The organism is Xanthomonas sp. CFBP 8445 (genome assembly GCF_025666235.1).
Lineage (GTDB): Bacteria > Pseudomonadota > Gammaproteobacteria > Xanthomonadales > Xanthomonadaceae > Xanthomonas_A > Xanthomonas_A indica.
In genome coordinates, this window is record NZ_CP102594.1 from 4663437 (window position 1) to 4688082 (window position 24646).

The 24646-nt window shown below is 71.6% G+C and carries 21 protein-coding genes and 1 pseudogene; 10 read left to right on the top strand and 12 right to left on the bottom strand.

All coding sequences use genetic code 11. The features are described 5' to 3' along the window. Positions 1 to 6 precede the first annotated feature (6 nt). The 4 genes from NUG21_RS20170 to NUG21_RS20185 all read left to right on the top strand — a co-directional run bounded on the left by NUG21_RS20170 (position 7) and on the right by NUG21_RS20185 (position 5109). Positions 7 to 783, top strand: coding sequence for a beta-ketoacyl synthase chain length factor (locus NUG21_RS20170; protein ID WP_263393129.1), 777 nt, complete (start codon positions 7 to 9; stop codon positions 781 to 783). Continuing rightward, the gene (locus tag NUG21_RS20175; RefSeq protein WP_263391845.1) at positions 780 to 1601 is read left to right on the top strand and encodes a glycosyltransferase family 2 protein; all 822 of its coding nucleotides are present in this window, start codon (positions 780 to 782) and stop codon (positions 1599 to 1601) included. The genes NUG21_RS20170 and NUG21_RS20175 overlap by 4 nt, the downstream gene beginning before the upstream one ends. Continuing rightward, positions 1598 to 3223, top strand: coding sequence for an NAD(P)/FAD-dependent oxidoreductase (locus tag NUG21_RS20180; protein ID WP_263391846.1), 1626 nt, complete (start codon positions 1598 to 1600; stop codon positions 3221 to 3223). Before NUG21_RS20175 ends, NUG21_RS20180 begins: the two co-directional genes overlap by 4 nt. A gap of 209 nt (positions 3224 to 3432) precedes the next feature. Next, positions 3433 to 5109 carry a tannase/feruloyl esterase family alpha/beta hydrolase gene (locus NUG21_RS20185; protein WP_263391847.1) on the top strand — a complete coding sequence of 559 codons (1677 nt, stop codon included), beginning with the start codon at positions 3433 to 3435 and terminating at the stop codon, positions 5107 to 5109. Between the two features lie 61 nt (positions 5110 to 5170). On the opposite strand, the gene fabG is transcribed toward NUG21_RS20185, so the two are convergent. The 9 genes from fabG to xanC form a co-directional block, all read right to left on the bottom strand. Beyond that, complete coding sequence (gene fabG / locus NUG21_RS20190; RefSeq protein WP_263391848.1) at positions 5171 to 5908, bottom strand: 3-oxoacyl-ACP reductase FabG; 738 nt, start codon at positions 5906 to 5908, stop codon at positions 5171 to 5173. Positions 5909 to 6383: 475 nt separating this feature from the next. Next, positions 6384 to 6815, bottom strand: coding sequence for a hotdog family protein (locus tag NUG21_RS20195; RefSeq protein WP_263393130.1), 432 nt, complete (start codon positions 6813 to 6815; stop codon positions 6384 to 6386). 4 nt (positions 6816 to 6819) lie between these two features. Next, entirely contained in the window at positions 6820 to 9177 is a 2358-nt protein-coding gene (locus NUG21_RS20200) for an MMPL family transporter (RefSeq protein ID WP_263391849.1), read from the bottom strand. A gap of 100 nt (positions 9178 to 9277) precedes the next feature. Next, complete coding sequence (locus tag NUG21_RS20205) at positions 9278 to 9925, bottom strand: LolA-related protein (RefSeq protein ID WP_304951774.1); 648 nt, start codon at positions 9923 to 9925, stop codon at positions 9278 to 9280. Further along, positions 9849 to 10823 carry a lysophospholipid acyltransferase family protein gene (locus NUG21_RS20210; RefSeq protein WP_160946961.1) on the bottom strand — a complete coding sequence of 325 codons (975 nt, stop codon included), beginning with the start codon at positions 10821 to 10823 and terminating at the stop codon, positions 9849 to 9851. Before NUG21_RS20210 ends, NUG21_RS20205 begins: the two co-directional genes overlap by 77 nt. Next, the gene (locus NUG21_RS20215) at positions 10820 to 11107 is read right to left on the bottom strand and encodes an ApeI family dehydratase (RefSeq protein WP_160946960.1); all 288 of its coding nucleotides are present in this window, start codon (positions 11105 to 11107) and stop codon (positions 10820 to 10822) included. Before NUG21_RS20215 ends, NUG21_RS20210 begins: the two co-directional genes overlap by 4 nt. A 9-nt stretch (positions 11108 to 11116) precedes the next feature. Beyond that, positions 11117 to 11866: a lysophospholipid acyltransferase family protein gene (locus NUG21_RS20220; protein ID WP_184502810.1), complete on the bottom strand. Its 750-nt coding sequence runs from the start codon at positions 11864 to 11866 to the stop codon at positions 11117 to 11119. A gap of 54 nt (positions 11867 to 11920) precedes the next feature. Beyond that, complete coding sequence (locus NUG21_RS20225) at positions 11921 to 12652, bottom strand: COG4648 family protein (protein WP_160946959.1); 732 nt, start codon at positions 12650 to 12652, stop codon at positions 11921 to 11923. Then, complete coding sequence (gene xanC, locus NUG21_RS20230; protein ID WP_003470209.1) at positions 12627 to 12896, bottom strand: xanthomonadin biosynthesis acyl carrier protein XanC; 270 nt, start codon at positions 12894 to 12896, stop codon at positions 12627 to 12629. Before xanC ends, NUG21_RS20225 begins: the two co-directional genes overlap by 26 nt. A gap of 131 nt (positions 12897 to 13027) precedes the next feature. On the opposite strand from xanC, the gene NUG21_RS20235 reads away from it, so the two are divergent. Then, positions 13028 to 14386 carry an NAD(P)/FAD-dependent oxidoreductase gene (locus NUG21_RS20235; RefSeq protein ID WP_263391850.1) on the top strand — a complete coding sequence of 453 codons (1359 nt, stop codon included), beginning with the start codon at positions 13028 to 13030 and terminating at the stop codon, positions 14384 to 14386. Further along, the gene (locus NUG21_RS20240) at positions 14383 to 15399 is read left to right on the top strand and encodes a chorismate transformation FkbO/Hyg5 family protein (RefSeq protein WP_242082893.1); all 1017 of its coding nucleotides are present in this window, start codon (positions 14383 to 14385) and stop codon (positions 15397 to 15399) included. The genes NUG21_RS20235 and NUG21_RS20240 overlap by 4 nt, the downstream gene beginning before the upstream one ends. Before the next feature lie 235 nt (positions 15400 to 15634). On the opposite strand, the gene NUG21_RS20245 is transcribed toward NUG21_RS20240, so the two are convergent. From NUG21_RS20245 to NUG21_RS20255, 3 genes are all read right to left on the bottom strand, one after another. Continuing rightward, complete coding sequence (locus NUG21_RS20245) at positions 15635 to 16999, bottom strand: AMP-binding protein (protein ID WP_263391851.1); 1365 nt, start codon at positions 16997 to 16999, stop codon at positions 15635 to 15637. A gap of 106 nt (positions 17000 to 17105) precedes the next feature. Then, positions 17106 to 18122, bottom strand: coding sequence for a cytochrome d ubiquinol oxidase subunit II (gene cydB, locus NUG21_RS20250; protein ID WP_160946956.1), 1017 nt, complete (start codon positions 18120 to 18122; stop codon positions 17106 to 17108). Continuing rightward, positions 18122 to 19525, bottom strand: a complete 1404-nt coding sequence (locus tag NUG21_RS20255) for a cytochrome ubiquinol oxidase subunit I (protein ID WP_160946955.1) — start codon at positions 19523 to 19525, stop codon at positions 18122 to 18124. The genes cydB and NUG21_RS20255 overlap by 1 nt, the downstream gene beginning before the upstream one ends. A gap of 508 nt (positions 19526 to 20033) precedes the next feature. Here NUG21_RS20255 and NUG21_RS20260 point away from each other — a divergent pair. The 4 genes and pseudogenes from NUG21_RS20260 (at position 20034) to NUG21_RS20990 (ending at position 24633) form a co-directional block, all read left to right on the top strand. Next, positions 20034 to 22418 (top strand): S9 family peptidase, encoded by a 2385-nt coding sequence (locus tag NUG21_RS20260; RefSeq protein ID WP_263391852.1) that lies wholly within the window; start codon positions 20034 to 20036, stop codon positions 22416 to 22418. 427 nt (positions 22419 to 22845) lie between these two features. Then, the gene (locus tag NUG21_RS20265; RefSeq protein ID WP_263391853.1) at positions 22846 to 23406 is read left to right on the top strand and encodes a hypothetical protein; all 561 of its coding nucleotides are present in this window, start codon (positions 22846 to 22848) and stop codon (positions 23404 to 23406) included. 65 nt (positions 23407 to 23471) lie between these two features. Beyond that, a complete protein-coding gene (hemF, locus tag NUG21_RS20270) occupies positions 23472 to 24371 on the top strand; it encodes an oxygen-dependent coproporphyrinogen oxidase (RefSeq protein WP_263391854.1) in 900 nt (299 codons plus the stop codon). Then, positions 24368 to 24633, top strand: a pseudogene (locus tag NUG21_RS20990) (DUF2164 domain-containing protein). Before hemF ends, NUG21_RS20990 begins: the two are co-directional and overlap by 4 nt. Positions 24634 to 24646 lie beyond the last annotated feature (13 nt).

A 24646-nucleotide genomic window follows, 5' to 3' on the forward strand; every position in this document is an offset into this window, starting at 1 on the left:
ATGCCGATGCTGAGCGCGACGATCGAAGGCATCGGTTTCTGGGCGCCCGGGCTGCCGTCGTGGACGCTGGCGCAGGCGTTCGCCCGCGGCGAAGGCGCGCTGCAGGAGACGCCGGCACGGCCGTCGCCGCAGTTGCTGGCGCCCAACGAACGCCGCCGCGCGCCGGACACCGTGGCGGTGTCGCTGGACGCGGCGCTGGCCGCCTGCCAGGACGCCGGCCGCGACCCGGCCACGCTGCCGTCGGTGTTCACCTCCACCCACGGCGACCTGGCGATCACCGACTACATGTGCACCACCCTGGCCAGCGAACCGCTGTCGGTCTCGCCGACCAAGTTCCACAACTCGGTGCACAACGCCGCCGCCGGCTACTGGACCATCGGCGCCGGCGCCACCGCCGCGGCGACCGCGATCAGTGCGCACTCGGGCAGCTTCGCGCAGGGCCTGCTGGAAGCGCTGTCGCAACTGGCCGCGGGCGAAGACGCGGTGCTGCTGGTCGGCTACGACAGCCGCTCGGTGGGCGCGCTGGGCCGCATCGCACGCAGCGAGGGCCTGCTCGGCGGCGCGCTGGTGCTGAGCGCCGGCGCGCGCGACGGCAAGCCGCAGCTACAGGTGAAACTGCGCGACGGCACCGCACCGGTCGGCGACGGCCCGCTGGCACGCCACGCCGCAGGCAACGCGATGGCGCCGATGCTGCCGCTGTTCGATACGCTGGCGCTGGGCGGCAACGGCTGCGTGCTCGATGCAGGCGGCGGCCGCTGCCTGCAGGTGGACCTGCGCGCATGAGCCGCACGCCGCTGACCGCCGCCGACGCCGCGATCCTGATTCCGGCCCTCAACGAACGACTGCGCATCCGCGAGGTGGTCAGCGACGCGCTGGCGCACTGCCCGCGGGTGATCGTGGTCGACGACGGCTCCGACGACGGCACCAGCGACTGCATCGCCGACCTGCCGGTGACCCTGCTGCGCCACCCGCAGCGCCGCGGCAAGGGGGCGGCGCTGCGCAGCGGTTTCGCCGAGGCGCAGCGCCAGGGCGCGCGCGCGGTGATGACCATGGACGGCGACGGCCAGCACAGCGCCGCCGATTTCCCGCGGCTGCTGGCCGCGGCCAATCGCCATCCCGGCTGCGTGATCGTCGGCGCGCGCCTGCGCAAGCGCGCCAGCCAGCCGCCGATCCGCCGCATCGGCAACGATTTCGGCGACTGGGGCATCGCCTGGGGCTGCGGCTTCCGCCTGGTCGACAGCCAGAGCGGCCAGCGCCTGTATCCGCATTCGGTCTACACCCTGCCCGACGTGCCCGGCGAAGGCTTCGTGTTCGAGGCGCAACTGCTGATCTCCGCGGCGCGGCAGGCCGGCGCGCGGGTGGTGGCGGTGCCGATCGAGACCCGCTACGCCAACCAGACCCCCGGCACGTTCCGCAAGAGCCACTTCCGGCTGGTGCGCGATCTGTGGAAGATCACCTCGCACGTGATCGTGCAGGTATGGACCTATGGGCACGTGGTACGCGAGTACCGACGCACCCGCGCCAACCCGGTGCTGATCGACGACGCCGACGGCACCCTCGACACGGCCCCCCTGGCCGTCGCCAAGGAAAAGACGACATGAATGCAGCGCAGGCGGATGTGGCGATTCTGGGCGGCGGGCTGGCCGGACTGACCCTGGCGCTGCAGTTGCGCCAGCGCGACCCGCAACTGCGCATCCGCGTGCTGGAACGGCGCGCGCACCCGGTGCGCGAGGCCGCCTTCAAGGTCGGCGAATCCTCGGTGGAGATCGGCGCGCACTACTTCGCCGAGGTGCTGGGCCTGCGCGAGCACCTGGATGCCGAGCAGATCCGCAAGTTCGGCTTCCGCTTCTTCTTCTCCGACGGGCGCGCGGACATCGACCAGTGCACCGAGCTGGGGGTGAGCCAGTTGCTGCCCACCCCGTCGTGGCAGATCGACCGCGGCCGCTTCGAGAACTTCCTCGGGCAGCGCGCGCGCGAGATGGGCGTGGAATTCCTCGACGGCAGCACGGTGCGCGGCGTCGACCTGGCCGAGGACGACGGCGAGCACTGCGTGCGCTACAGCCGCGACGGCGTCGACGCCCACCTGCAGGCGCGCTGGGTGATCGACGCCAGCGGCCGCGCCGGCCTGCTCAAGCGCAAGCTCGGCCTGGCCCAGGACAACGCGCACCAGGCCAATGCGGTATGGTGGCGGGTGGACGGGCTGGTCGATCCCAACGGCTGGTCGCAGGACAGCGCCTGGCTGCAGCGCTGCACGCCGCCGGACCGCTGGCGCTCAACCAACCACATGTGCGGCCCCGGCTACTGGTTCTGGCTGATCCCGCTGTCCTCCGGCGCGCATTCGCTGGGCATCGTCTGCGATGCCGCCCTGCATCCGCTGGAGACCATGAACACCCACGCCAAGGCGATGGACTGGCTGCGCGCCCACCAGCCGCAGGTGGCCAGCACGCTGGAGCGCAGCGAGCACACGGTGCAGGACTTCCTGTTCCTGCGCGACTTCTCCTACGGCTGCAAGCAGGTGTTCTCGGCGCAGCGCTGGGCGCTGACCGGCGAGGCCGGCGTGTTCCTGGACCCGTTCTACTCGCCGGGCAGCGACTTCATCGCCATCAGCAACACCTACATCTGCGAACTGATCGGGCGCGAGCGCGCCGGGCGCGACATCGCGCCGTATGCCGAGCTGTACCAGCAGCTGTACTTCTCGTTCTACGAGAACACCCTGACCCTCTACCAGGACCAGTACCCGCTGTTCGGCGACGCCCAGGTGATGCCGGTCAAGGTGATCTGGGACTACACCTACTACTGGTCGCTGCTGGCGCCGCTGTACTGCACCGACCGCATCGCCGACCTGGCGGTACTGGGCCGGCTGCGCCCGGCGCTGCAGCAGGCCAGCGCGCTCAACCTGGGCATGCAGGCGCTGCTGCGCGACTGGGGCGCGGCCAACCGCGCGCAGGCCGCGGCGGTGGCCGACGGGCGCCTGCTGGACCAGTACCTGATCGGCTGGTTCCACGAACTCAATCGCGCGCTGAACGACCGGCTGGACGACGCCGCGTTCGTCGCCCGCCTGCACTGCAACGTCGCGCGCATGGCGGAACTGGCCGGGGAAATCCTGGCGCGTGCCCGCCAGCAGCATCCCACGCTGGCCGACCACGGCCTGCTGGACGCCTGCCGCGAGGCGGCGACGCCGCTGCCGGTGCTGTCGCCCGCCTGGTACGCGGACGCCGCCTGATCCACGCGCAGGGCCATGCCGCCCTGCAACAACACGCGCTCCGCCCGCCGCTGCCGCATGCCCAGCGGGCGCCTCCATTGCGCGGCACACGTCACACGGGGCGAATATCGCCCACGCATTCGTGTTTTCGCACGCGCGACGGTTGACGCCCTGGCGCCACCGGCGCGACACAGGCCCGCCGCGCCCGGCGCGTCCCCCAGGAGAACTGCATGCGCTCCACGCTGCTCGCATTGGCCCTGCCCCTGGCCGCTCTTGCCGCCACGTCCACCGCCCACGCGCAGGCGGCCCCGCGCGCGCCGGCCACCCCGGCACCGCTGCAACAGTCGTGCGACGCGCTGGCGAGCCGGCTCGCCTATCCCGGCACCCGCTTCACCGCGGTGCGCAGCGTGGCCGCCGGCACCCTGCAGGTCGCCGGCCAGCCGATCGGCGCGCACTGCCAGGTCACCGGCCTGATGCACGAACGCGTCGGCACCGACGGCCAGTCCTATGCGATCGACTTCGAGATGCGCCTGCCGGCGGCATGGAACGGGCGCTTCTTCTACCAGGCCAACGGCGGCATGGACGGCAATGTCGTGCCCGCGCTCGGCGACATCGGCGGCGGCGGCCAGCGCGACAACCCGCTGCGCATGGGCTTTGCGGTCATCAGTTCCGATGCCGGGCACAGCAACGCACAGAACCCGCTGTTCGGCCGCGATCCGCAGGCGCGGCTGGACTACGGCTACCAAGCGGTGCAGGCGCTGACCCCGATGGCCAAGCGCGTGGTGCAGATCGCCTACGGCAAGGCGCCGGACTACAGCTACTTCGGCGGCTGCTCCAACGGTGGCCGCCACGGCATGGTCGCCGCCGCGCGCGACGCGCAGGACTACGACGGCATCCTGGTCGGCGATCCGGGGTTCCACCTGCCCAAGGCGGCGATCGCCGACCTGGCCGCGGCCCAGCAACTGGCGGCGCTGGCCGGCGGCAACGACACGCGCAGCGGCCTGACCGCGGCCGAGCGCAGCCTGGTGGCCGAGCGCATCGTCGCCACCTGCGATGCGCTGGACGGCGTGCGCGACGGCATGGTGCAGGACGTGCTCGCCTGCCAGCGCCGCTTCGACCTGAACCGCGACGTCGCCACCTGCGGCAGCGCCGGGCGTACCGGGCAATGCCTGACCCCGGCGCAGAAGCGCGCGCTCGGCGCCATCCACGCCGGCGTACGCAACAGCGCCGGCACGCCGCTGTACGCGCCCTTCCCCTACGACCCGGGCATCGCCAGCGGCGACTGGGCCGGCTGGCGGCAGGACGCCTCGCTGACCCTGGTGCCCGGATCGGTGGCCTTCGGCTTCGTCACCCCGCCGGAGGATCCGGCGGTGCTGCAGGACCTGAAGCGCTATGCGCTGCAGTTCGACATGGACCGCGACGCGCCGAAGATCTTCGCCACGGCCGGTGCCTTCCGCGAATCCGCCTGGTCGTACATGACCCCGCCGAACGAGACCCAGCTGTCCACGCTGAAGGCGCGCGGCGGCAAGCTGCTGATCTACCACGGCACCGGCGACGGCATCTTCTCCTTCGCCGACACCGCGGCCTGGTACGACCGCCTGCGCACGGCCGATGCCGACGCCGCCAGCTACGCGCGCCTGTTCGCGGTGCCGGCCATGGCCCATTGCGCCGGCGGACCGGCCACCGACCAGTTCGATGCGCTGACCCCACTGGTGGCCTGGGTCGAACAGGGCCAGGCGCCGGCCGCGATCGTCGCCAACGCACGCGGCAGCGGCAGCGCCGCCCCTAATGCCGAGGTGCCGGCCAGTTGGAGCAGCCAGCGCAGCCGGCCGCTGTGCCCGTATCCGCAGGTGGCGCGCTACGTCGGCGGCGACGTGGAGGCGGCGTCCAGCTTCGTCTGCCGCTGAGCGCGGGCCGCGGTTGCGCCGCCGGCGTGGCGGCGCGACGCTCGCGTCCTCGTCTGTGCGGTCAGCCCATGCCGCCGTTGATGCCGATGACCTGGCCGTTGATGTAGGCGGCCGCGTCCGAGCACAGGAAGGCGACCAGCGCGGCCACTTCCTCCGGCTTGCCCGGGCGCCCGGCGGGGACCATCTGTTTGATCGCCTCCGGCGGGAATGCGCTCTCGGCCATCGCGCCCTGGATCACCCCGGGCGCCACCACGTTGACGCTGATCCCGCGGCTGGCCATTTCCCGTGCCAGCGAGATGCTGGCGCCATGCAGCGCGGCCTTGGCCGCGGCGTAGTTGGTCTGCCCGCGGTTACCCAGCACCGCCGCCACCGAGGACACGCTGACGATGCGCCCCCAGCGCGTGCGCGCCATCGGCAGCAGCAGCGGCTGGGTGACGTGGAAGAAGCCGTGCAGCGAGACGTCGATGACCTTGTGCCACTGCGCCGCGCTCATGCCCGCCATCGGCGCGTCGTCGTGGATGCCGGCGTTGTTGACCAGCACCTGGATCGGGCCGGCCTCCAGCAACGTCGCCAGCGCCTGCGCGCTGGCCTCGGGGTCGGCCACGTCGAACGCCACCGCCTCGGCGCTGCCGCCGGCGGCGACGATCGCCTCTACCACTGCCGCCGCCCGCGCGACGTTGGCGTTGGCGTGCACGATCACGTGCAGGCCCTGCGCGGCCAGGGCGCGGCAGATCGCGCCACCGAGATCGCCGCTGCCGCCGGTGACCAGGGCACGGCGCGGTGCGGGGGATGCAGACATCGAAACTCCTCGGTCGCAATGGGATGGGCCGTCATCCTAACGGTTCATCCGCGCCCTCGTAGGCAAGGCCTCAGCCCCGACGACTTCCCGGGAAAACGTGTGCGACGGAAAGGCACCTCTTATTACGACAGCAAAGGTCGTAGGAGCGGCTTCAGCCGCGACGGGCTTTACCGGGAACGCCTCGTCGCGGCTGAAGCCGCTCCTACGGGACAACCTGGATCCGGCCTCGAGTGCGACGAACGCAGGTGATTCGAGATGCCCTGAAGCAGCTCCTGCACAGGCCAGTCGAGCCGCTAGGCCGCGCGCATCGCCACCGTGGCGCGACGCTCGCCCAGCAGTTGCCCCGCCATGCACGATGCGGATACAGGAAGTTGCATTGCGTTGTCCGGGTGCATTGTGGGAGGGACTTCAGTCCCGACGCCTTCCAAGGCGGGCTGCGTTCGTTGCGGCTGCAGGGCAGTGGCCGCCGACGCTGTCATGCCGCGCGCAGCACCACCGTGGCGCGGCCCTCGGCCAGCAGTTGCCCGGCATGGGTGATGCGGAAGGCGTACTGCTGGCTGTCCTCGGCCTGCAGCAGCACCTCGGCCTCGCCTTCGATCGGCCCGGCCAGGTCCTGCAGTTCGCTGACGTGCAACTGCACCCCGCGCAGCGCCACCAGCATGCCCGGACGCACCGGGGTGTCGCTGGCGCGGCCGAGCAGGCCGCCGTGCACCGCCATCGCCTGCGCGCCGTACTCGCACAGGTGCAGCGCGCGCAGTCGGCCACCGCTGCGCAGCGGATGCTCGGCCTGGCGATGCGCCAGGCTGCGCACCACCACGCGCTGCGCGTCCCAGGCCACCACCTCCTCCCACAGGCACATCAGGCCCTGGTGCGGCACCAGCGCGGCGATGGCCTCGCGTCCGTGCAAGCGTTCAGTGTGCATGGCGGCTCTCCTGGGCATCGCTGGCGGTCTCGCGCGAAATCAGCAGCGCCAGCACGAAATTGAACAGCACCCCCAGCGCCACGGTGCTGCCGATCGCGCGCAGCACCGGGATGCTCGAGGCGGCCAGCAACGCGAACACCAGCAGGGTCATCAGGCTGCACACGATCAGCGCATGCAGGGTGCGCAACTGGTCGGCGCGGTCGTCGCCGGCGTGGTCGAAGAACAGCGCGTAGTCCAGGCCCAGGCCGGCGGCCAGGATCAGCGCGATCAGGTGGAACAGGTTCAGTTCGACCCCGCAGCCACGCAGGATCGCCAGGATCAGCAGCGTGGTCAGCGCCATCGGCAGCAGCACGCGCACGATCCGCCGCGGCGTGCGCAGGGCGATCGCCACGGTCAGCGCCAGCAGCACCGCGGCCACGCCCAGCGCGGCGAGCACGCGGCCGCGATAGGCGGCCACCAGCGACTCGGACGCGTCCTTCAGGTCCAGCAGCTGCGCACCGCTGCCCTGCACCGCGCGCGCCAGCTGCGCCGGATCGCGCAGCCCGGTCAGCGACACCAGCGCGGTGGCGCGGTCCGGGCGTTCCAGCAGCAGGCCGCCGACGGGGGTGGCCAGCGGCGTGCCGTGCAGGTCGCGCGCGGTCAGCAGCGGCGCGCTGCGCGCGACCTGCAGGTCGGCCAGGAACGGCGCGAAGGCGTCGGCGCGGAACGGCGTGGCGGCGACCGCCGCGGCGGTCATCGCCTGCGCCTGCGCCGGATCGGGCAAGGCGGCCTGGCGCCGGCGCTGGGTGGCGGCGCTGGGCAGGTAGCGCGCGGCCATGTCGTAGCCGGCCAGTTCGCCCTGCGCCACCAGCACGTCCAGGCGCGGGCGCAGGCGTTCGGACGCGGCCAGTGCGGCCTCGGCCGAGGCGGCCGGCAGGGCCAGCACGTAGCGCACGTCGGGCGCGCCCAGTTCCTGGCGCAGGTGCGCGTCGCGGGCCAGGCCGTCGGCCGGCACCGGGGTCAGCTTGGACAGGTCGTTCTGCCAGAACGGGCCCGGCGCGAACACGATGACCGCGGCCGCCAGCAGCGCCAGCGGCAGCAGCGACCAGCGCGGCCGCGGCAGCCGCGCGATGCCGCGCCACAGCCGCTCCAGCAGCGGCGAATCGGCATGGTCGCGCGGCGAGGGATCGATCAGCGCCGGCAACAGCAACCGCGTGGTCAGCGCCGCCACCAGCAGCCCGGCGATGGTGAACACCGCCAACTGGCGCAGGCCGTCCACCCCGGAGAACAGGAAGGTGACGTAGGCGATGCAGGTGGAGACCACGCCGGTGGCCAGGGTCGGCCACAGGTGGCGGGCGTTCTCGCGCGGATCCAGGCCCGGGCGCTGATGACTGAACAAGTGGATCGGGTAATCCTGGACCACGCCGATCAGGGTGAAGCCGAACGCCACGGTGATGCCGTGCACGCCGTCGAACAGCAGCGCCACCGCGCCCAGCCCGGCCAGGCCGGCGCTGGCCAGCGGCAGCACGCCCAGCACCGGGATCTTCCAACTGCGGTAGGCCACCAGCAGCAGCACGATCAGCCCCACCGTATCCAGGGTGCCGATCCACTGCGCCTCGTTCTGGGTGCGCCCGCCGATCTCCACCGAGAACGCGCCCGGGCCGGTCAGGGTCAGCTTGCTGCTGGTGCCGGCGCTGACCTTGGCGAAGGCGGCGTGGATCGCGTCCACCGCGCGCTGCTGGCCGGTGGGGTCGAAGCCGGCGGCGCGGGTCTGCGCCACCAGCAGCGCATCCTTGCCGGCGCGGTCGAACCAGACCCCGTCGCGCTGCTGCGGGCCGCCGGCCGGCTGCAGGCGCTCGGCCAGGTGCAGCACTTCCAGGGTCGGATCGCGCGGCAGCAGCGGCTCCACCATCGCCGCCGCCGGCGAGCCCAGGTCCTGCAGCCGCGCCTGCAGCGCATCGCGCAGGGTCGGCACATCCAGCGGCCTGGCGTCGAAGCTGTCGCTGAGCAGGTAGCGGTACGGCAGCAGGCGCTGCGGGATCGCGTCCAGGCCGGCATCGGCGCCGTTGGCGACCAGCTCGAATACGTCGTGCTGGGCGGCAAGTTCCGCATGCAGCGCCTGCGACTGGCGCGCCAGCGTGGCCGCATCGGCCCCGGACAGCGACATCAGCAGCAGCCGCGAGCCGGGGCCTTCGCCGAGTTCGTCGAGCAGCAGTTTTTGCGCGGGGGTGCGCGCTTCCGGCATGAACTTGCGCAGATCGCCCGACACCTGCAGCGCATTGCCCAGCCAGATCCCGGCCACGGTCAGCAGCGCCAGCCACAACAGGGCCAGCGAGATGCGCATCTTCGAGCTGAGGGCACGTGTCATCGCGATGTCCCCGCGTCTGCCTGCGCCGCGCAATCGGCGAGCGCACGCGCAGCCGTCAGGCCGGCAGTGCGCTGCCGGTCCTGCTCAACGCGTGCGGGGATCACGCCGCGTCGCCGTGGCACAGCGCGGTCAGCGCGGCCCCGTCGGCAAGGGTGCCGGCAGCCTGCGCGGCGCCGGCCAGCAGGGTGCGCTGGACGTCGCCCTTGGTCGGGGTGGTCTCGATGCAACGCAGCTCGGCGCCGCGGCCGTACAGGCGCAGGCTGCGCACGTGCGCGGCCATGGCCGGATCCTTGGGTTGCAACTGCAGTTGCCAGCGCTCGCGGGTGCCGCTGCTGCTGACGCTGAACTGCTGCTGCAGCAGCGCGCGGTCGCCGGACAGCAGCGCGCCGAAGCCGCTCTGCAGGCCGGCCAGTTCCGGCACGCGCGCCAGCGAGAAGCGCCGCGGCGGCTTGCCGTCGCGCTCCAGCGTGGCCTCGCCGCCGCGCAGGGTGGTGGTCTCGTGGTACGGCGCGGTGACCTCGCGCACCAGGGTCTGCGCGTCCGGGCGGCGGTACTCGCCCTGCACCCGCAGCGGCGTCTTCAGCAGCGCCGAGCCGCGCAGCTCGACGAAGGCGGTGCTGACCGGCGCCGGCCGCGCCAGCTTCTGCAGGATCCAGTCGGCGTCCGGCGCCTCAGGCGATGCGGCGCACAGCGGTGCGGCGCTGCACAGCAGTATCAGCATCCACGGCAAGGTGCGGCGCATCGGCATGGCGGTTGTTCCAGAAGTCGTAGAAGTTGAACCAGTTGTAGGGCGCGGAGCGGGTGTAATGCTCCAGCCTGGCGGCGTAATCGCGGATGAGCGCCGCCAGCACCGGCGCGCGCTGCCGGCGCGGCAGGTCCAGACCTTCGCTGAAGGTCTCGAACACCAGCTCGTAGCGGTTGCCGCCGCGGTACAGGCCGAACGCCAGCACCACCGGCACCTTGAGCGCGGCGGCGATCAGCCACGGCGAGGTCGGGAACAGCGCGCCCTGGCCGATGAACGCGGCCGGCAGCGCCGGATCCTCCGGGCGCGGCCGGTCCACCAGCAGCGCGACCAGCGCGCCCTCGTCGGTGGCCTGCTTGATCGCCATGACGATCGAGGTGCTGTCCATGCCGGCATCGATGATGTTGGCGGCCAGCTGCGGATTCAGCGCGCCCAGCAGTTCGGTCATCGCCGGGTTGTGCGCCTTGTCCAGCACCACCTTGACCTGCACGTCCGGACGTTCGGTGGCCAGCACCCGCAGCGCGTCGAAGCTGCCCAGGTGCGAGCCGAAGATCAGCACGCCGCGGCCGCGGTCCATCTGCGCATGCAACTGGTCCAGGCCGCGGATCTGCACCCGGAACCGGTGCATCTGCCCGCACAGCATGAACACCCGGTCGAGGATGGTCGAGGCGAAGGTGTGGATGTGCCGGGCCACCTCCAGCAGCGTGGCCGGGCGGTCGAACACGCGGCTGAGGTAGTGCCGCGAATCGCGCCGCTCCGGGCCGCGCACCAGCAGGAAATACAGGGTGATCGGATACAGCAGCAGGCGCCCGACGGCGCGGCCGCCATAGCGGGCGATGCTGCGGATCAGCCACAGGGCGAAACGGCCGCCGCCTTCCGGGCGGTGCTTCCAGCCGGCGCTCACGGCGCCGCCTCGGCGTTCAGTTCGCCGCTGACCAGCAGGTCCTCGCCGCGCAGCACGCGGAAGCGCCAGCGCGGTGCGGCACCGTCCAGTTCCACCCACGCCGGCTGCCCGGGAAACAGCGGCTGCACGAACTTCACCTGCGGCAGGCGCAGCGGCGCGCGCGCGCCGTGCGCCGCCTCGACGGCCTGCAACACGTGGTCCAGCACCACAACGCCGGGCACGACCGGGCGGCCGGGGAAGTGACCGGGCAGGCTGGGATGATCATGCGGGACGACGAAGTGCATACGGGCGACTCATATCCTGGGTTCGAGCATGGCACGGACGGCCTGGTGTGCGCGCTGGGTGACTTCCTGGCGATTCAGCGGGCCGTCCTCGCCGTTCACCCGGATCGGCGTGCCGATCCGCACCCGGATGACGCCGGGCCGGACCCGGAACAGGCTGGTCGGCGGCAACACCTTGCCCGCCCCGTCCAGCGCCACCGGCACCACGTCCACCCCTGCGTCGATCGCCGCCTGCAGCAGCCCGGCCTTGAACTCGGCCAGCGCGCCGCTGCGGCTGCGGGTGCCTTCCGGGAACAGGCACAGGTCCTCGCCACGGCGCAGCAGCGCCGCCGCCTCGCGCCGCATCATCGCCCCGGCGCGGCGGCTGTCGCGGTCCAGGAACAGCATGCCGGTCGCGCGCGCATACCAGTTCACGAACGGCACCTTCAGCATCTCGTCCTTGAGCAGGAAGCGCAGCGGCACCGGCAGCGCCATGAACAGCGCGCAGATGTCGATGATCGACTGGTGGTTGCTGACGAACAGGTGGTTGCGCGACCAGTCCACCCGCTCCTGGCCCTCCACCTGCAGCCGCGCCCCGGCGCCGAACAGCAGCACCGGCGCCCAGAACCGCGCCCCCATGCGCAGCGGCAGGCGTGGCCCGGTCAGCCATAGCAGGACCAGCGCAACGACGATGCCTAGCGCGGTGAACGCCAGGGTGAACAGCAGCTGCAGGGTGTTCCACACGGCCCAGGCCATGCGCGAGGGCATCCCTGCCTGCGGCAACTTGGTGTTTTCCTTGATGATCTGCACGACCTTGCGTCCCCTGCACTGCGCGCGTCAGCGCAACAGATCGCGCCAAAAAACCGGCCCCAGCCGCGCCAGCTGGTGCAGGAAGTCGGGCAGATTACGGTAGGGACGCTGCGGAAACCAGCGCCCGCGCAGCAGATACTCGCCGACGAAGAAGCCGCCGATGACACCGTAACCCAGCAGGTTGGCGAACAGCGAGGCGCGCGCGTCGCTGATCGGCAGCGGCGCGGCCAGGCCCAGCTGCGCCAGCACCCCGCTGGGCTGGGCGCACAACGCCAGCACCAGGTTGAGCAGGGTCAGCCCGACCAGCAGCAGGGTCCAGGCCAGGGTCAGGCGGCGGGTGTAGCGCAACTGCTCCGGGGTGATCGGCATGCCGGCCTGGCGGTACAGGGCCTCGACGATGCGGGTGATCAGCGGCGTGCGCCCACGCTGCAGGCTGCGCCCGAAGAACCAGGCCACCCAGGCGGTGAACAGCACCGGTGGGGCGGCCAGCAGCAGCAGGGCGTGCGGCGAGCGCCACAGCGGCACCAGCGCCACCGTCGCGGCGATGGCCAGCGCCCAGGCCCAGGGCCGCCAGCGCGCCATCGGCTCCACCAGCACCATCAGCACCAGCGCCGCGCCGGCCAGCACCGCCAGGTCCGGACGGTGCGCGGCATTGGCCCAGTGCGCCAGCGGCGAATAGGCCAGCGCCAGCAGCACGCCCAGGGCCAGCGCCCAGGGCGCGGCGTCGGCCGGCTCAGCTGGTCTTGTTGGCTTCGACATGCGCCGACAGCGCGCGCAGCGAGGCGAAGATGCGGCGGTTCTCGTCGTTGTCCGAGCGCAGCTGGAAGCCGTAGCGCTTGCTGATCGCCAGCGCCAGTTCCAGGGCGTCGATCGAGTCCAGCCCCAGGCCGGTATTGAACAGCGGCGCCTCCGGATCGATGTCGCCGGGCTGGACGTCTTCCAGGTTCAGGCTCTCGACCAGCAGCTCGGCCAGTTCACGTTCGGCGGCGGTTTGCGAAGACATCCAGGGGCTTCCAGGCGAAAGGACGGGTGCGACAAGATGGTGCATCGGGCGCTGCGGCGCAACCATCGGCCCGCGAACGGCACGCTATCATGCCGTTTCGCCCCGCCGTTGCGCCCGCAGGTTCCCTCAGGATGACGTCCCCCGCTGTTGCTTCCCCTCCTCCCACCGCAAGCGCCATCGAGGCGGAAACGCCCGACGTGCTGGTGATCGGCGGGGGGCCGGCCGGCTGCGCGGCGGCGATCGTCCTGGCGCAACGCGGCTGGCGGGTGACCGTGCTGGAAAAGGACCACCACCCGCGCTTCCACATCGGCGAATCGCTGCTGCCGATGAACATGCCGATCCTGCAGCGGCTGGGCGTGCTCGACCAGGTGCGGGCGATCGGCGTGCTCAAGCTCGGCGCCGACTTTCCCAACGACGCCGGCGGCTACAACACCTTCCGCTTCGCGCATGCGCTGGGCGCGCAGTCCGATTTCGCGCTGCAGGTGCCGCGTGCCGACTTCGACCGGGTGCTGTTCGCGCAGGCGCGCGCGGTCGGCGCCGACGTGCACGAGGGCGTCCGCGTCGAGGCGGTGCAGCTGGACGGCGACGCGCCGGCGGTGCAGGCGCGCAGCGCCGATGGCGTACGCCACTACCGACCGCGCTACCTGATCGACGCCAGCGGCCGCGACACCTTCCTCGGCAACAAGCTCAAGCTCAAGCGCGCCAACCCGCGGCACCAGTCGGCGGCGCTGTTCAGCCATTTCCGCGGCGTGGCGCGGCGCCCGGGCGAGGACGCCGGCAACATCAGCATCTACCGTCACGCGCACGGCTGGATGTGGCTGATCCCGCTGCCCGAGGACGTGATGAGCGTGGGCGCGGTGTGCGACCCGCACTACATGAAGACCCGCCAGGGCTGCGACAGCGAGACGTTCCTGCTGCGCACCCTGGCGCTGAACCCCGACGTGGTCGAGCGCATGGCCGGCGCGCAGCGCGTGGCGCCGGTGCATGCCACCGGCAACTACGCCTACGAATGCACGCGCATGAGCGGCCCGCGCTGGCTGATGCTCGGCGACGCCTACGCCTTCGTCGACCCGATGTTCTCCTCCGGCGTGTACCTGGCCATGCACAGCGCCGAGCGCGGCGCGGCTGTGGTCGACGCGGCGCTGCGCGAGCCGGCCCGCGAGGCGCGGCTGCAGCGGCGCCTGGAGCGGCACCTGCGCGGCGGCCTGGACGAGTTCAAGTGGTTCATCTACCGCTTCACCTCGCCGACCATGCGCGAGCTGTTCGCGCAGCCGCGCAACGTGCTGCAGGTGGAACAGGCGGTGGTGGCGATGCTCGCCGGCGACGTCTTCGACAACCGTGCGGTGCTGCGCCGCCTGCGCGTGTTCCGCGCCATCTATGCGCTGTCCGCGGTGGCGATGCTGCCGCGGGCGTGGCGCGCCTGGCGCCACCGCCGCCGCCAGGCCCGCGAACAGTTCCACGGCGACACCTTGCACGGAGATACACCATGAGCCGCCCGCACCTGCAGTTTCCGCACCACACGCAGGGCCATCCGCAGTTGCAGGTGGACTACGTCGCCGAGACCGATCCCGGCCAGTTGCTGGGCGAGGACCACGTGCTGGCGGTGTTCGGCTTCGGCGAGACCGCGCCCTACCACGAGGACCCACGCTACCTGCGCGTGCCGCTGCAGCCGCACGGCCCGCGCATGCTCGAGGTGTGGCGCACCGACGCCCCGGTGCACAGCGGCCGCGACGGCGCCATCGCCTGGGCCAGCGACGGCCGCCTGCAGTTCGGCGTCATCGAGATCGACGAACGCCAGGTCGACCTGGACATCGAGGAAGCCGCCGCGCTCGCCTACGCGCAGATCAGCGCCTTCGTCGCCGGCAGCGCCACGCCGCGCCTGCTGCGCATCTGGAACTACCTCGACGCGATCACCCTGGGCAGCGGCGACCGCGAACGCTACCGGCGCTTCTGCGTCGGCCGCGCGCGCGGGCTAGGCGATTTCGACGCCACCCAGTTGCCGGCGGCGACCGCGGTCGGCCGCTGCGACGACGCGCGGGTGATGCAGATCTACTGGCTGGCCGCCGCACAGGCCGGCACCCCGCTGGAGAACCCGCGCCAGGTCAGCGCCTACCGCTACCCGCGCCAGTACGGTCCGCAGCCGCCCAGCTTCGCCCGCGCCATGCTGCCGCCGGCCGGCAGCGACATGCCGCTGCTGCTGTCCGGCACCGCCAGCGTGGTCGGCCACGCCTCCATGCACCAGGGCCAGTTGCTGGCGCAGCTGGAAGAGACCTTCGCCAACTTCGACGCCCTGCTGGCGGCCGCCCGCGAACACGCCCCGGACCTGCCGCCGCAGTTCGGCGACGGCACCCGCCTGAAGGTCTACGTGCGCGAGCCCGGCGACCTGCCACTGGTCGCCGATGCCCTGAATGCCCGCTTCGGCGAGCGCGTGCCGCGCCTGCTGCTGCACGCGGTGATCTGCCGCGACGAACTGGCGGTGGAGATCGACGGCGTGCATGGCTGAGGCAGCGCTGCGGCGCGCGCTACGTCCCATGGTGTCGTAGGAGCGGCTTCAGCCGCGACGGGCTCTACCAGGAAAGCCCGTCGCGGCTGAAGCCGCTCCTACAAGGGCACGGCGCATCCCGCTGAGCCGCGGCAACAAGGCCTTATCAGACCTGCTCTTCCGTCGCCAGCAAGCCGCGGCGAGCTAGAACGCCATCGCTCACGCGCCGCCCATGACGCAACGGCGCGTGCTGCCCTCAGTCGTCCCGACCCGCCGCCAGCAAGGCCAGCATGCGATCGCGCGGCAGCTTGCCGGTCTCGTTGCGCGGCAGGGCGTCGAGCAGGCGCAGCCGGCGCGGCAGGAACACCGGATCCAGTTCGCGCCGCAGCGCGGCCAGGATCGCGGCCTCGTCCAGGGTCGGCGCCACCACCACCGCGGCGATGCGGCCCACCGCCTGGCCCGGTTCCGGATCCAGTTGCAGCATCGCACCGTCGACCACGCCCGGCACGGCCAGCAGGCGCCGGGTGAGGTCGGCCAGCGAGGCGCGCTTGCCGGCGATTTCCAGCAGGTCGGCCTGGCGGCCGCGCACCTGGAAACGGCCGTCGGCGTCCACTTCCATCAGGTCGGCCAGCAGCACCGGCTGCGGCAGATGCGGCGCGTGCACCAGGGTGCCGTCCGGCTGCGGCGCCACGCGCACGCCCGGCAGCGGCGTCCACGGCACTTCGCAGGCGGTGCGGCGGCTGGCGAACACGCAGGTCTCGGTGGAGCCGAACATCTCGCGCACCTCGCCGCCGAAGCGCGCCTCGGCGGCGGCGGCCAGTTCCTGCGCCAGCGGCGCAGTGGCCGAGACGATGCCGGCCAGCGGCGGCAGGGCGACGCCGGATTCGACCAGCGCGCGCAGATGCACCGGCGTGGTCACCAGCAGCCGCGGCGCCGGCAGTTGCGCCAGCGCGCGGGCCACGTCCTCGGGGAAGAACGGGCGCCCGGCGTGCACCGCCAGCGGCGTCACCAGCGGCAGCAGGATCGACAGCTCCATGCCGTACATGTGCTGCGGCGGCACCGTCGCCACCACCTGCGGCACAGCCGTCTCCGGCCACAGCCCGACCAGCGCCAGCAGGTCCTGGCGGGTGCTGGTGAGGAAGCTGCCCCAGGTCTTGGGATTGGGCTTGGGCGCGCCGGTGCTGCCGGAGGTGAAGCCGATCGCCACCAGGGCGTCGTCGGCCAGCTGCGGCATCGGTCCGTCCAGCGACGGCAGCACGTCCGGCAACTGCCAGTAGCGCGGCGGCGGCTCGGCCAGCGCCAGGTCGCCCAGGCAGTAGCAGTCGGCATGGGTGCGCTGCACCTCGGCCACCACCGCCGGCGCGCGCGAGGACGGCAGCAGCGAGGTCTGCCCGCGCAGCGCCACCGCGCAGAACGCGACCATGAAGCGGTAGCGGTCCTCGCACAGGTTCAGCGCATGCCGGCCGGCCGGCAACGCCGCGGCCAGGCCGCGCACGTGGCCGAGGAAGGTGGCCAGGTCGATCTGCTCGCCGTTGGCGAAGGCCAGCGGACGCCGCGCGTCGCCGACGGCGAGCGGGTGCAACAGGGGCGCGGCGGGAATCTCGGAGGAAACGGCGGACATGCGGGGCGGCGACTCGGCGGGCGATGACCCGCACGGTGCGGGAAGCCGGTAGCTTGGCCGCCGCCGCCGCCGCTGGCAAGCCGCCGGCCGCCGCGACGGCCCGCCGTCAGTGGTGGTAGCCGGTGTCGGCGGTGATCTTGCCGCGGAACACCCGGTACGACCACGCCGTATAGCCCAGGATCACCGGCAGCAGCACCGACAGCCCGACCAGCACGAAACCCTGCGAGGACGGCGGCGAGGCCGCTTCCCAGATGGTCAGCCCCGGCGGCACGATGTTCGGCCAGATGCCCAGTACCAGGCCGAAGAAGCCGAGCACGAAGAAGCACAGGGTCAGCACGAACGGGCGCGCATCGCGGCCCTGCGCCATCGCCGCGCGCCACAGCGCCACCGCGTTGAGCAGCACCAGCAGCGGCACCGGCGACAGCCACCAGAAATTCCCGTCGTGGAACCAGCGCGCCATGATCCGCGAGTCCAGGAACGGCAGCCAGGCGCTGACCAGGCCCATGAACACCACCACCACCAGCACCAGCGGCCGGGTCAGGGTGCGGGCGATGCGCTGCATCGGGCCCTCGGTCTTGAGGATCAGCCAGCTGCCGCCGAGCAGCGCGTAGCCGAACACCACCGCCGCGCCGGTGAGCATCGAGAACGGGCTGAACCAGCCCAGCACCCCGCCCAGGTACTTGCCGTCCTGCAGCGGCATGCCTTCCACCAGCGCGCCCAGGATCACGCCCTGCCAGAACGCCGCGCACAGCGAGCCCAGCGCGAACGCCCAGCCCCACAGGTACTTGGAACTGCGTGCCTTGAAGCGGAACTCGAAGGCCACGCCGCGGAACACCAGCGCGATCAGCATCAGCAGCACCGGCAGGTACAGCGCCGACAGCACCACCGCGTACGCCTTCGGGAACGCCGCCAGCAGGCCGGCGCCGCCGAGCACCAGCCAGGTCTCGTTGCCGTCCCAGATCGGCGCGGCGGTGTTCATCATCAGGTCGAGCTGATCCTCGTCCTCGGCGAACGGCGCCAGGATGCCCAGGCCGAGCACGAAGCCGTCCAGCAGCACGTACATCAGCACGCCAAAGCCGATCACCCCGAACCAGATCACCGGCAATACGGTCGCCATGTCCATCAGCGGGTCTCCTCGATGTCGTCGTCGGCCGCCGACAGCGGCCGCGCCGGGGTCTTGTCGCCCTCCTGCATGCGCGGCGCCGGCTCGTGCGGCAGCGGGCCATGGCGCAGCATGCGCAGGATGTACCAACTGCCGAAACCGAACACCAGCGCGTAGGCGAGCACGTACACGCTCAGCGAGATCCACACCATCGCCGGGCTGACCGTCGGGCTGACCGCATCGCGGGTGTGCAGCAGGCCATAGATCACGTACGGCTGGCGCCCGATCTCGGTGACGAACCAGCCGGCGACCAGCGCCACGAACCCGGCCGGCAGCATCGCGTTCCACGCCACGTGCAGGGCGCGCCGGCGCAGCAGGGTGCCGCGCCACCAGAAGAACAGCGACACGAGCGCCAGCAGCAGCATCGCCATGCCGAGCCCGACCATCACCCGGAACGCATAGAACACCGGCTTCACCGGCGGCCGCTCGTCCCGCGGCACCGCGGTCAGCGGGGTGATCTCGCCATCCAGGGTATGGGTGAGGATCACGCTGCCCAGGCGCGGAATGGTCACCTCGTAGTCGTTGCGCTCGGCGGCCTCGTTGGGCACCGCGAACACCACCAGCGGCACGCCCTGCCCCGGCGCCTCGCCGTGCCAGTGCCCCTCCATCGCAGCCACCTTGATCGGCTGGTGCTCGAGCGTATTCAGGCCATGCGCATCGCCGGCGGCGATCTGCAACGGCAGCGCGATCGCGGCGAACGCCACCGCCAGCTTGAGCATGCGTCCGGCCGCGTCCAGATGCTCGCCGCGGCGCAGATACCAGCCGCTGACCCCGCCGATCACGAAGCACGTCGTGATGAACGCGGCCAGCACCATGTGCGTGAGGCGGTACGGGAACGACGGATTGAAGATCACCTCGCGCCAGTTGGCCGGCTGGAACACGCCTTCGACCACGGCGTAGCCGGCCGGCGTCTGCAGCCAACTGTTGGCCGAGAGGATCCAGAAGGTGGAGATCAGCGTGCCGATGGCAACCAGGCAGGTGGACAGGAAGTGCAGCTTCTCCGGCACCTTGTGCCAGCCGAACAGCATCACCCCGAGGAACGAGGCTTCCAGGAAGAACGCGGTCAGCACCTCGTAGCTGAGCAGCGGACCGAAGATGTTGCCGGCACGTTCGCTGAGCACCGCCCAGTTGGTGCCGAACTGGAAGCTCATCACGATGCCGCTGACCACGCCCATGCCGAAGGACACGGCGAAGATCTTCAGCCAGAAGAAGTACAGATCGCGCCACACCGTGTCGCGGGTGCGCAGCCAGCGCCACTCCAGGAACGCCAGCCAGCTCGACAGGCCGATGGTGAAAGCCGGAAACAGCACGTGAAAACTGATGACGAATCCGAACTGGATGCGTGACAGCAGCAGGGCGTCCATGGGTAGCGCCTGAGGCAGCGGAAACGATGCCTATTGTTGGTGCGGCGCGGCGAAATGGGATGTGACGGTTTGTCGCAGCGGCGTCGTGTCGCAGCAGCATCCGTTGCGAGAGTGCGTGTGCCTCCTGCACGTACGCTCATGCGGACGGGCGCAGATGCCGACCACGCCGATCCTGTGTGGACGCGCACGTAGCCGAACCATGTGCAAGCAGCTTGCGTTGCGCTTGCGCGCATTGAGCGATGTGCGGCATCACGAATGGGCGTTTTTCAACGCACTGACGCCAGTGCGCAAGCCCCCACCCCCGGGCACACGCCTGCATCGTGCGCGGCACGATCGATGACCGAAGCAGGTGCCGTGTCCCTGAATGGGCGCCGCCACGACTGGGCCGCGGCACTCGAGGGCCGCTTGCTCCGATCGCCTTGACCCGGCCCGCCCATGACCGATGGCGCAATCGCCGCCGCCCTGGCGGCTGCTACGCTTGCGGTTTGCCGTTCGTCCGGAATCCCAGATGCGTCGTCTCGCCCTGAGCGCTGTTGTGTTGCTGTCCCTGTCCTGCCTGCCGCCGCTGGCCGCGGCCCAGGATGCCGCCGCCCCGCTGACCATCGAGCAGGCCATGGCCGATCCGGACTGGATCGGGCCGCCGGTCGAGGATGCCTGGTGGGCCTGGGACGGGCGGCAGGTGCAGTACCAGCTCAAGCGCACCGGCAGCCCGGTGCGCGACACCTACCGCCAGGGCATCGACGGCAGCGCCGCGCAGCGGGTCGAGGACGCCCAGCGCAGCACCCTGGATGCGGCCAACCCGGTCTACGACGCAGGCCGCCAGCGCATGCTGTTCGTGCGCAACGGCGACGTGTTCCTGCGCGACCTGCGCAGCGGCGCGCTGACCCAGCTGACCCGCAGCAACCAGGCTGCCGCACGGCCGCAGTTCACCACCGATGGCGGCGCGCTGTGGCGGGTCGGCAACGACTGGTACCGCTGGAGCCCCGGCGGCGGCGTGCAGCAGGCCGCGGTGCTCAAGGCCGAGCGCGATCCCGATGCCGCGCCCAAGCCCGACGTGCTGCGCGAGCAGCAGTTGCGCACCCTGGAAACCCTGGCCCGCGACCGCGCGCAGCGCGAGCTGCTGCGCCAGCAGGAGCAGGCCTGGCGCCGCGCCGACAGCAGCCGGGCGCCGGCGCCGGTGTACCTGGGCGACGACGTGGTGGTCGACGACAGCGCGCTGTCGCCGGACGGCCGCCACCTGCTGGTGGTCACCCACACCAAGGGCGCCGAGGAAGGCCGCGACAGCAAGATGCCGCGCTACGTGACCGAGTCCGGCTACGCCGAGTTCCAGGAAGCGCGCCCCCTGGTCGGGCGCAATTCGCCGGTGGCGCAGGCCCTGTGGCTGGTCGATGCGGTGGCCGGCAGCGCGCGCAAGCTCGACCTGTCGGTGCTGCCCGGGATCGGCACCGATCCGCTGGCGGCGCTGCGCAAGGCCGCCAAGCAGGAGCCGCTGCAGGGCCCGCGCGCGGTGCGCGTGGAGACCGACGGCGACGGCAGCGGCGCCTCCATGCACTGGAGCGAGGACGGCCGCAACGTCGCCGTGCTGCTGCGCGCGGTGGACAACAAGGACCGCTGGATCGCCAGCGTCGACCTGGACAAGGCGGTACTGCAGCCGCGCCACCGCCTCACCGATCCGGCCTGGATCAACTGGAGCTTCAACGACTTCGGCTGGATGCCGGACAACCAGACGCTGTGGCTGCTGTCCGAGCAGTCCGGCTACGCGCACCTGTATACCCAGCGCGGCAACGAGAAGCCGCGCCAGCGCACCTCCGGCAAGTGGGAAGTGTCCGCGCCGGTGGTCAGCGCCGACGGCCAGGGCTTCCTGTTCCTGTGCAACCGCAAGTGGCCGGGCGACTACGAGGTGTGCAAGCTCGACCTGCGCAACGACAGCGTCGCCGAACTGACCGCGCTGGACGGCGTGGAAGACTTCGCGCTGTCTCCGGACGGCCAGCAGCTGCTGGTGCACTACTCCGGCCCCTACCTGCCGCCGCAGCTGGCGGTGCTGCCGGCCGCCGGTGGCAACGCGCGCGTGCTCACCGACACCCGCAGCGCCGCGTTCAAGGCGCGCCCGTGGGTGCAGCCGCAGTTCGTGCAGGTGCCGTCCAAGCACGGCGCCGGCACCGTCTGGGGCAAGTACTACGGCCCTGCGCAGTCGGAGCCGGGCAAGCGCTACCCGGTGGTGATGTTCGTGCACGGCGCCGGCTACCTGCAGAACGTCTCGGCGCGCTACAGCCCGTACTTCCGCGAGCAGATGTTCCACAACCTGCTGGTGCAGAAGGGCTACATCGTGCTGGACCTGGACTACCGCGCCAGCGCCGGCTACGGCCGCGACTGGCGCACTGCGATCTATCGCGACATGGGCCATCCGGAGCTGGAGGACTACCTGGACGGCCTGGACTGGCTGGTCGACAGCAAGCAGGGCGACCGCAGCCGCGCCGGCATCTACGGCGGGTCCTACGGCGGCTTCATGACCTACATGGCGCTGTTCCGCAGCCCCGGCACGTTCAAGGCCGGCGCCGCGCTGCGCCCGGTGGCCGACTGGAGCCAGTACAACCACGAGTACACCTCCAACATCCTCAACACCCCGGACCTGGACCCGGAGGCCTACCGCACCTCCTCGCCGATCGAGTACGCCAGCGGGCTGCGCGACCATCTGCTGATCGCCCACGGCATGGTCGACGACAACGTGTTCTTCAAGGACTCGGTGGACATGACCCAGAAGCTGATCGAGCTGCACAAGGACAACTGGGAGATCGCGCCGTACCCGCTGGAGAAGCACGGCTTCACCCGCGCCGATTCCTGGCTGGACGAGTACAAGCGCATCCTCAAGCTGTTCGAGCGCGAGCTGCGCTGAGCCGGCCGCTCGCCGGGGCGCCGCCGCGTCGGCGCCCCTAGGATCCCGCCGACCACCTGCGCCCGTCACGCATCGCGCCGTCCCGTAGGAGCGGCTTCAGCCGCGACACGCATTCCCGGGAACGCCCCGTCGCGGCTGAAGCCGCTCCTACGCAGGCGCCCACGGCTAGCAGGACAGGTGCTTGCGCCCCGGCGGCATTGGCGGCCAGGGCGCCCGGACCCGGACGGCATCGGCACGACCTTGCCGTAGCCCGGGCTCCTGGCGACACCGCATCGGCCGTGCCCTGGCCGCGAGACCGCGCGCTCTCGGCACCTCCGCTGGGCCGCCCCCTCGCGCCCACCCGGCTTGCGCCCGGGTCCACCGTCCCTATCCTTGCCGGACTGCCGCCGACGCACATGCCGGTGTCGCCCCGACCGAAGGACCGCCGATGCCGCCCCCGCCCTTGCCCCTGACTGCCGCCCGCAACCAGACCATCGATGCAATGGCCAAGCTCACGCTGCTGCTGGGGGTGCTGTCGCTGCTGTACGGCATTGGCCAGGCCCTGCTGCTGATGGCGCTGCCGGAGGGGGCGATCGACGGCGTGCTGCGCCAGGCTGGCCTGGCGTTGCCGTCGCTGCTGCAATGGTGCGTGACCCATGCGCTGGCGCTGTCCTGGCTGACCGCGCTGCTGTCCGCGGGCCTGTGCGCGGCGGCGTGGGCGCTGCTGCAGCGGCGCGAGTGGGCGCGGCTGGCCTTCATCGTGTTCCTGGTGGTCACCGCCGCGGGCAACTTCGCGGTGCTGCCGCTGCTGTGGCAACTGCTCGACATGCTGCAGGCCTGGGCGCCGCAGCACGCCTTCGACCCGCAGCAGATGCAGCACGACCTGGCCCTGGGCCGGATCACCTTCATGCTCAGCGGCGCGCTGACCGCCCTGGTCTTCGCCGGCCTGCATGGCTGGCTGGTCTACCAGCTGTGCCGCCCCGCGATCCGCGCCGAGTTCCGCCGCTGACGCACGCGTTCGGTCTGCGCATCCCGCCGCAGACGCCTGACACGACGAGCTTCTAGAATGGCGGCATGCAAACCTTCGACCGTGTCCGCGACTATCTCACTGGCCTGCAAGACCGCATCTGCGCGGCGGTCGAGGCCGCCGACGGCCAGGCCCGTTTCGCCGAAGACCTGTGGCAGCGCGCGGAGGGCGGCGGTGGCCGCACCCGCATCCTGCGCGACGGCGCCCTGTTCGAGCAGGCCGGGATCGGCTTCTCCGACGTCGCCGGCACCCGCCTGCCGCCCTCGGCCAGCGCCAACCGCCCGGAACTGGCCGGCGCCTCCTGGCGCGCGGTCGGGGTGTCGCTGGTGTTCCATCCGCTCAGCCCGTACATCCCCACCACCCATGCCAACGTGCGCTACTTCGAGGCGCAGCGCGATGGCGCCACCGTGGCCTGGTGGTTCGGCGGCGGCTTCGACCTGACCCCGTACTACCCGTTCGACGAGGACGCCCGCCACTGGCACCAGACCGCGCACGACCTGTGCGCGCCGTTCGGCGAAGACCGCTATCCGGCGCACAAGCGCTGGTGCGACGAGTACTTCTTCCTCAAGCACCGCAACGAGACCCGCGGCGTCGGCGGCCTGTTCTTCGACGACCTGCATGCCGATTTCGAGCGCGACTTCGCCTACCAGCGCGCGGTCGGCGACGGCTTCCTCGACGCCTACCTGCCGATCGTCGAACGCCGCCGCAGCCTGCCCTGGGGCGAGCGCGAGCGCGAGTTCCAGTTGTACCGGCGCGGCCGCTACGTCGAATTCAACCTGGTCTACGACCGCGGCACCCTGTTCGGCCTGCAGAGCGGCGGCCGCAGCGAGAGCATCCTGATGAGCCTGCCGCCGCGGGTGCGCTGGGAATACGGCTTCCAGCCCGAACCGGGCAGCGCCGAGGCGCGCCTGGCCGAGTACCTGGTGCCGCGCGAATGGCTGGCATGAGCGCACCCGCGCGCACCGCGGTGCTGAGCCGCGAGGACAAGCGCGCCATCGCCGAACAGGTGCAGGCCTACCTGCGCACCGAGCTGCAGCAGCAGGTCGGCGCGTTCAGGCCGAATTCCTGCTCGACTTCGTCGCCGAGCGCATCGGCGCGCATTACTACAACCGCGGCCTGCACGATGCCCGCGCGCTGCTGGCCACGCAGCTGGACAGCCTGGACGACGCGCTGTACCAACTGCAGCAGCCCACCGACACGCGCCGCTGAGCGCGGCAGCGGA

Coding starts and splice junctions, on each gene's coding strand:
- NUG21_RS20170 (WP_263393129.1), top strand. CDS start 7: ATGCTGAGCGCGACGATCGAAGGCATCGGTTTCTGGGCGCCCGGGCTG.
- NUG21_RS20245 (WP_263391851.1), bottom strand. CDS start 16,999: ATGTCCGCCGTTTCCTCCGAGATTCCCGCCGCGCCCCTGTTGCACCCG.
- NUG21_RS20185 (WP_263391847.1), top strand. CDS start 3,433: ATGCGCTCCACGCTGCTCGCATTGGCCCTGCCCCTGGCCGCTCTTGCC.
- NUG21_RS20225 (WP_160946959.1), bottom strand. CDS start 12,652: ATGTCGAAGCCAACAAGACCAGCTGAGCCGGCCGACGCCGCGCCCTGG.
- NUG21_RS20205 (WP_304951774.1), bottom strand. CDS start 9,925: ATGCCGATGCGCCGCACCTTGCCGTGGATGCTGATACTGCTGTGCAGC.
- NUG21_RS20255 (WP_160946955.1), bottom strand. CDS start 19,525: ATGGACGCCCTGCTGCTGTCACGCATCCAGTTCGGATTCGTCATCAGT.
- NUG21_RS20215 (WP_160946960.1), bottom strand. CDS start 11,107: ATGCACTTCGTCGTCCCGCATGATCATCCCAGCCTGCCCGGTCACTTC.
- fabG (WP_263391848.1), bottom strand. CDS start 5,908: ATGTCTGCATCCCCCGCACCGCGCCGTGCCCTGGTCACCGGCGGCAGC.
- NUG21_RS20235 (WP_263391850.1), top strand. CDS start 13,028: ATGACGTCCCCCGCTGTTGCTTCCCCTCCTCCCACCGCAAGCGCCATC.
- NUG21_RS20200 (WP_263391849.1), bottom strand. CDS start 9,177: ATGACACGTGCCCTCAGCTCGAAGATGCGCATCTCGCTGGCCCTGTTG.
- xanC (WP_003470209.1), bottom strand. CDS start 12,896: ATGTCTTCGCAAACCGCCGCCGAACGTGAACTGGCCGAGCTGCTGGTC.
- hemF (WP_263391854.1), top strand. CDS start 23,472: ATGCAAACCTTCGACCGTGTCCGCGACTATCTCACTGGCCTGCAAGAC.
- NUG21_RS20175 (WP_263391845.1), top strand. CDS start 780: ATGAGCCGCACGCCGCTGACCGCCGCCGACGCCGCGATCCTGATTCCG.
- NUG21_RS20265 (WP_263391853.1), top strand. CDS start 22,846: ATGCCGCCCCCGCCCTTGCCCCTGACTGCCGCCCGCAACCAGACCATC.
- NUG21_RS20240 (WP_242082893.1), top strand. CDS start 14,383: ATGAGCCGCCCGCACCTGCAGTTTCCGCACCACACGCAGGGCCATCCG.
- NUG21_RS20260 (WP_263391852.1), top strand. CDS start 20,034: ATGCGTCGTCTCGCCCTGAGCGCTGTTGTGTTGCTGTCCCTGTCCTGC.
- NUG21_RS20180 (WP_263391846.1), top strand. CDS start 1,598: ATGAATGCAGCGCAGGCGGATGTGGCGATTCTGGGCGGCGGGCTGGCC.
- cydB (WP_160946956.1), bottom strand. CDS start 18,122: ATGGACATGGCGACCGTATTGCCGGTGATCTGGTTCGGGGTGATCGGC.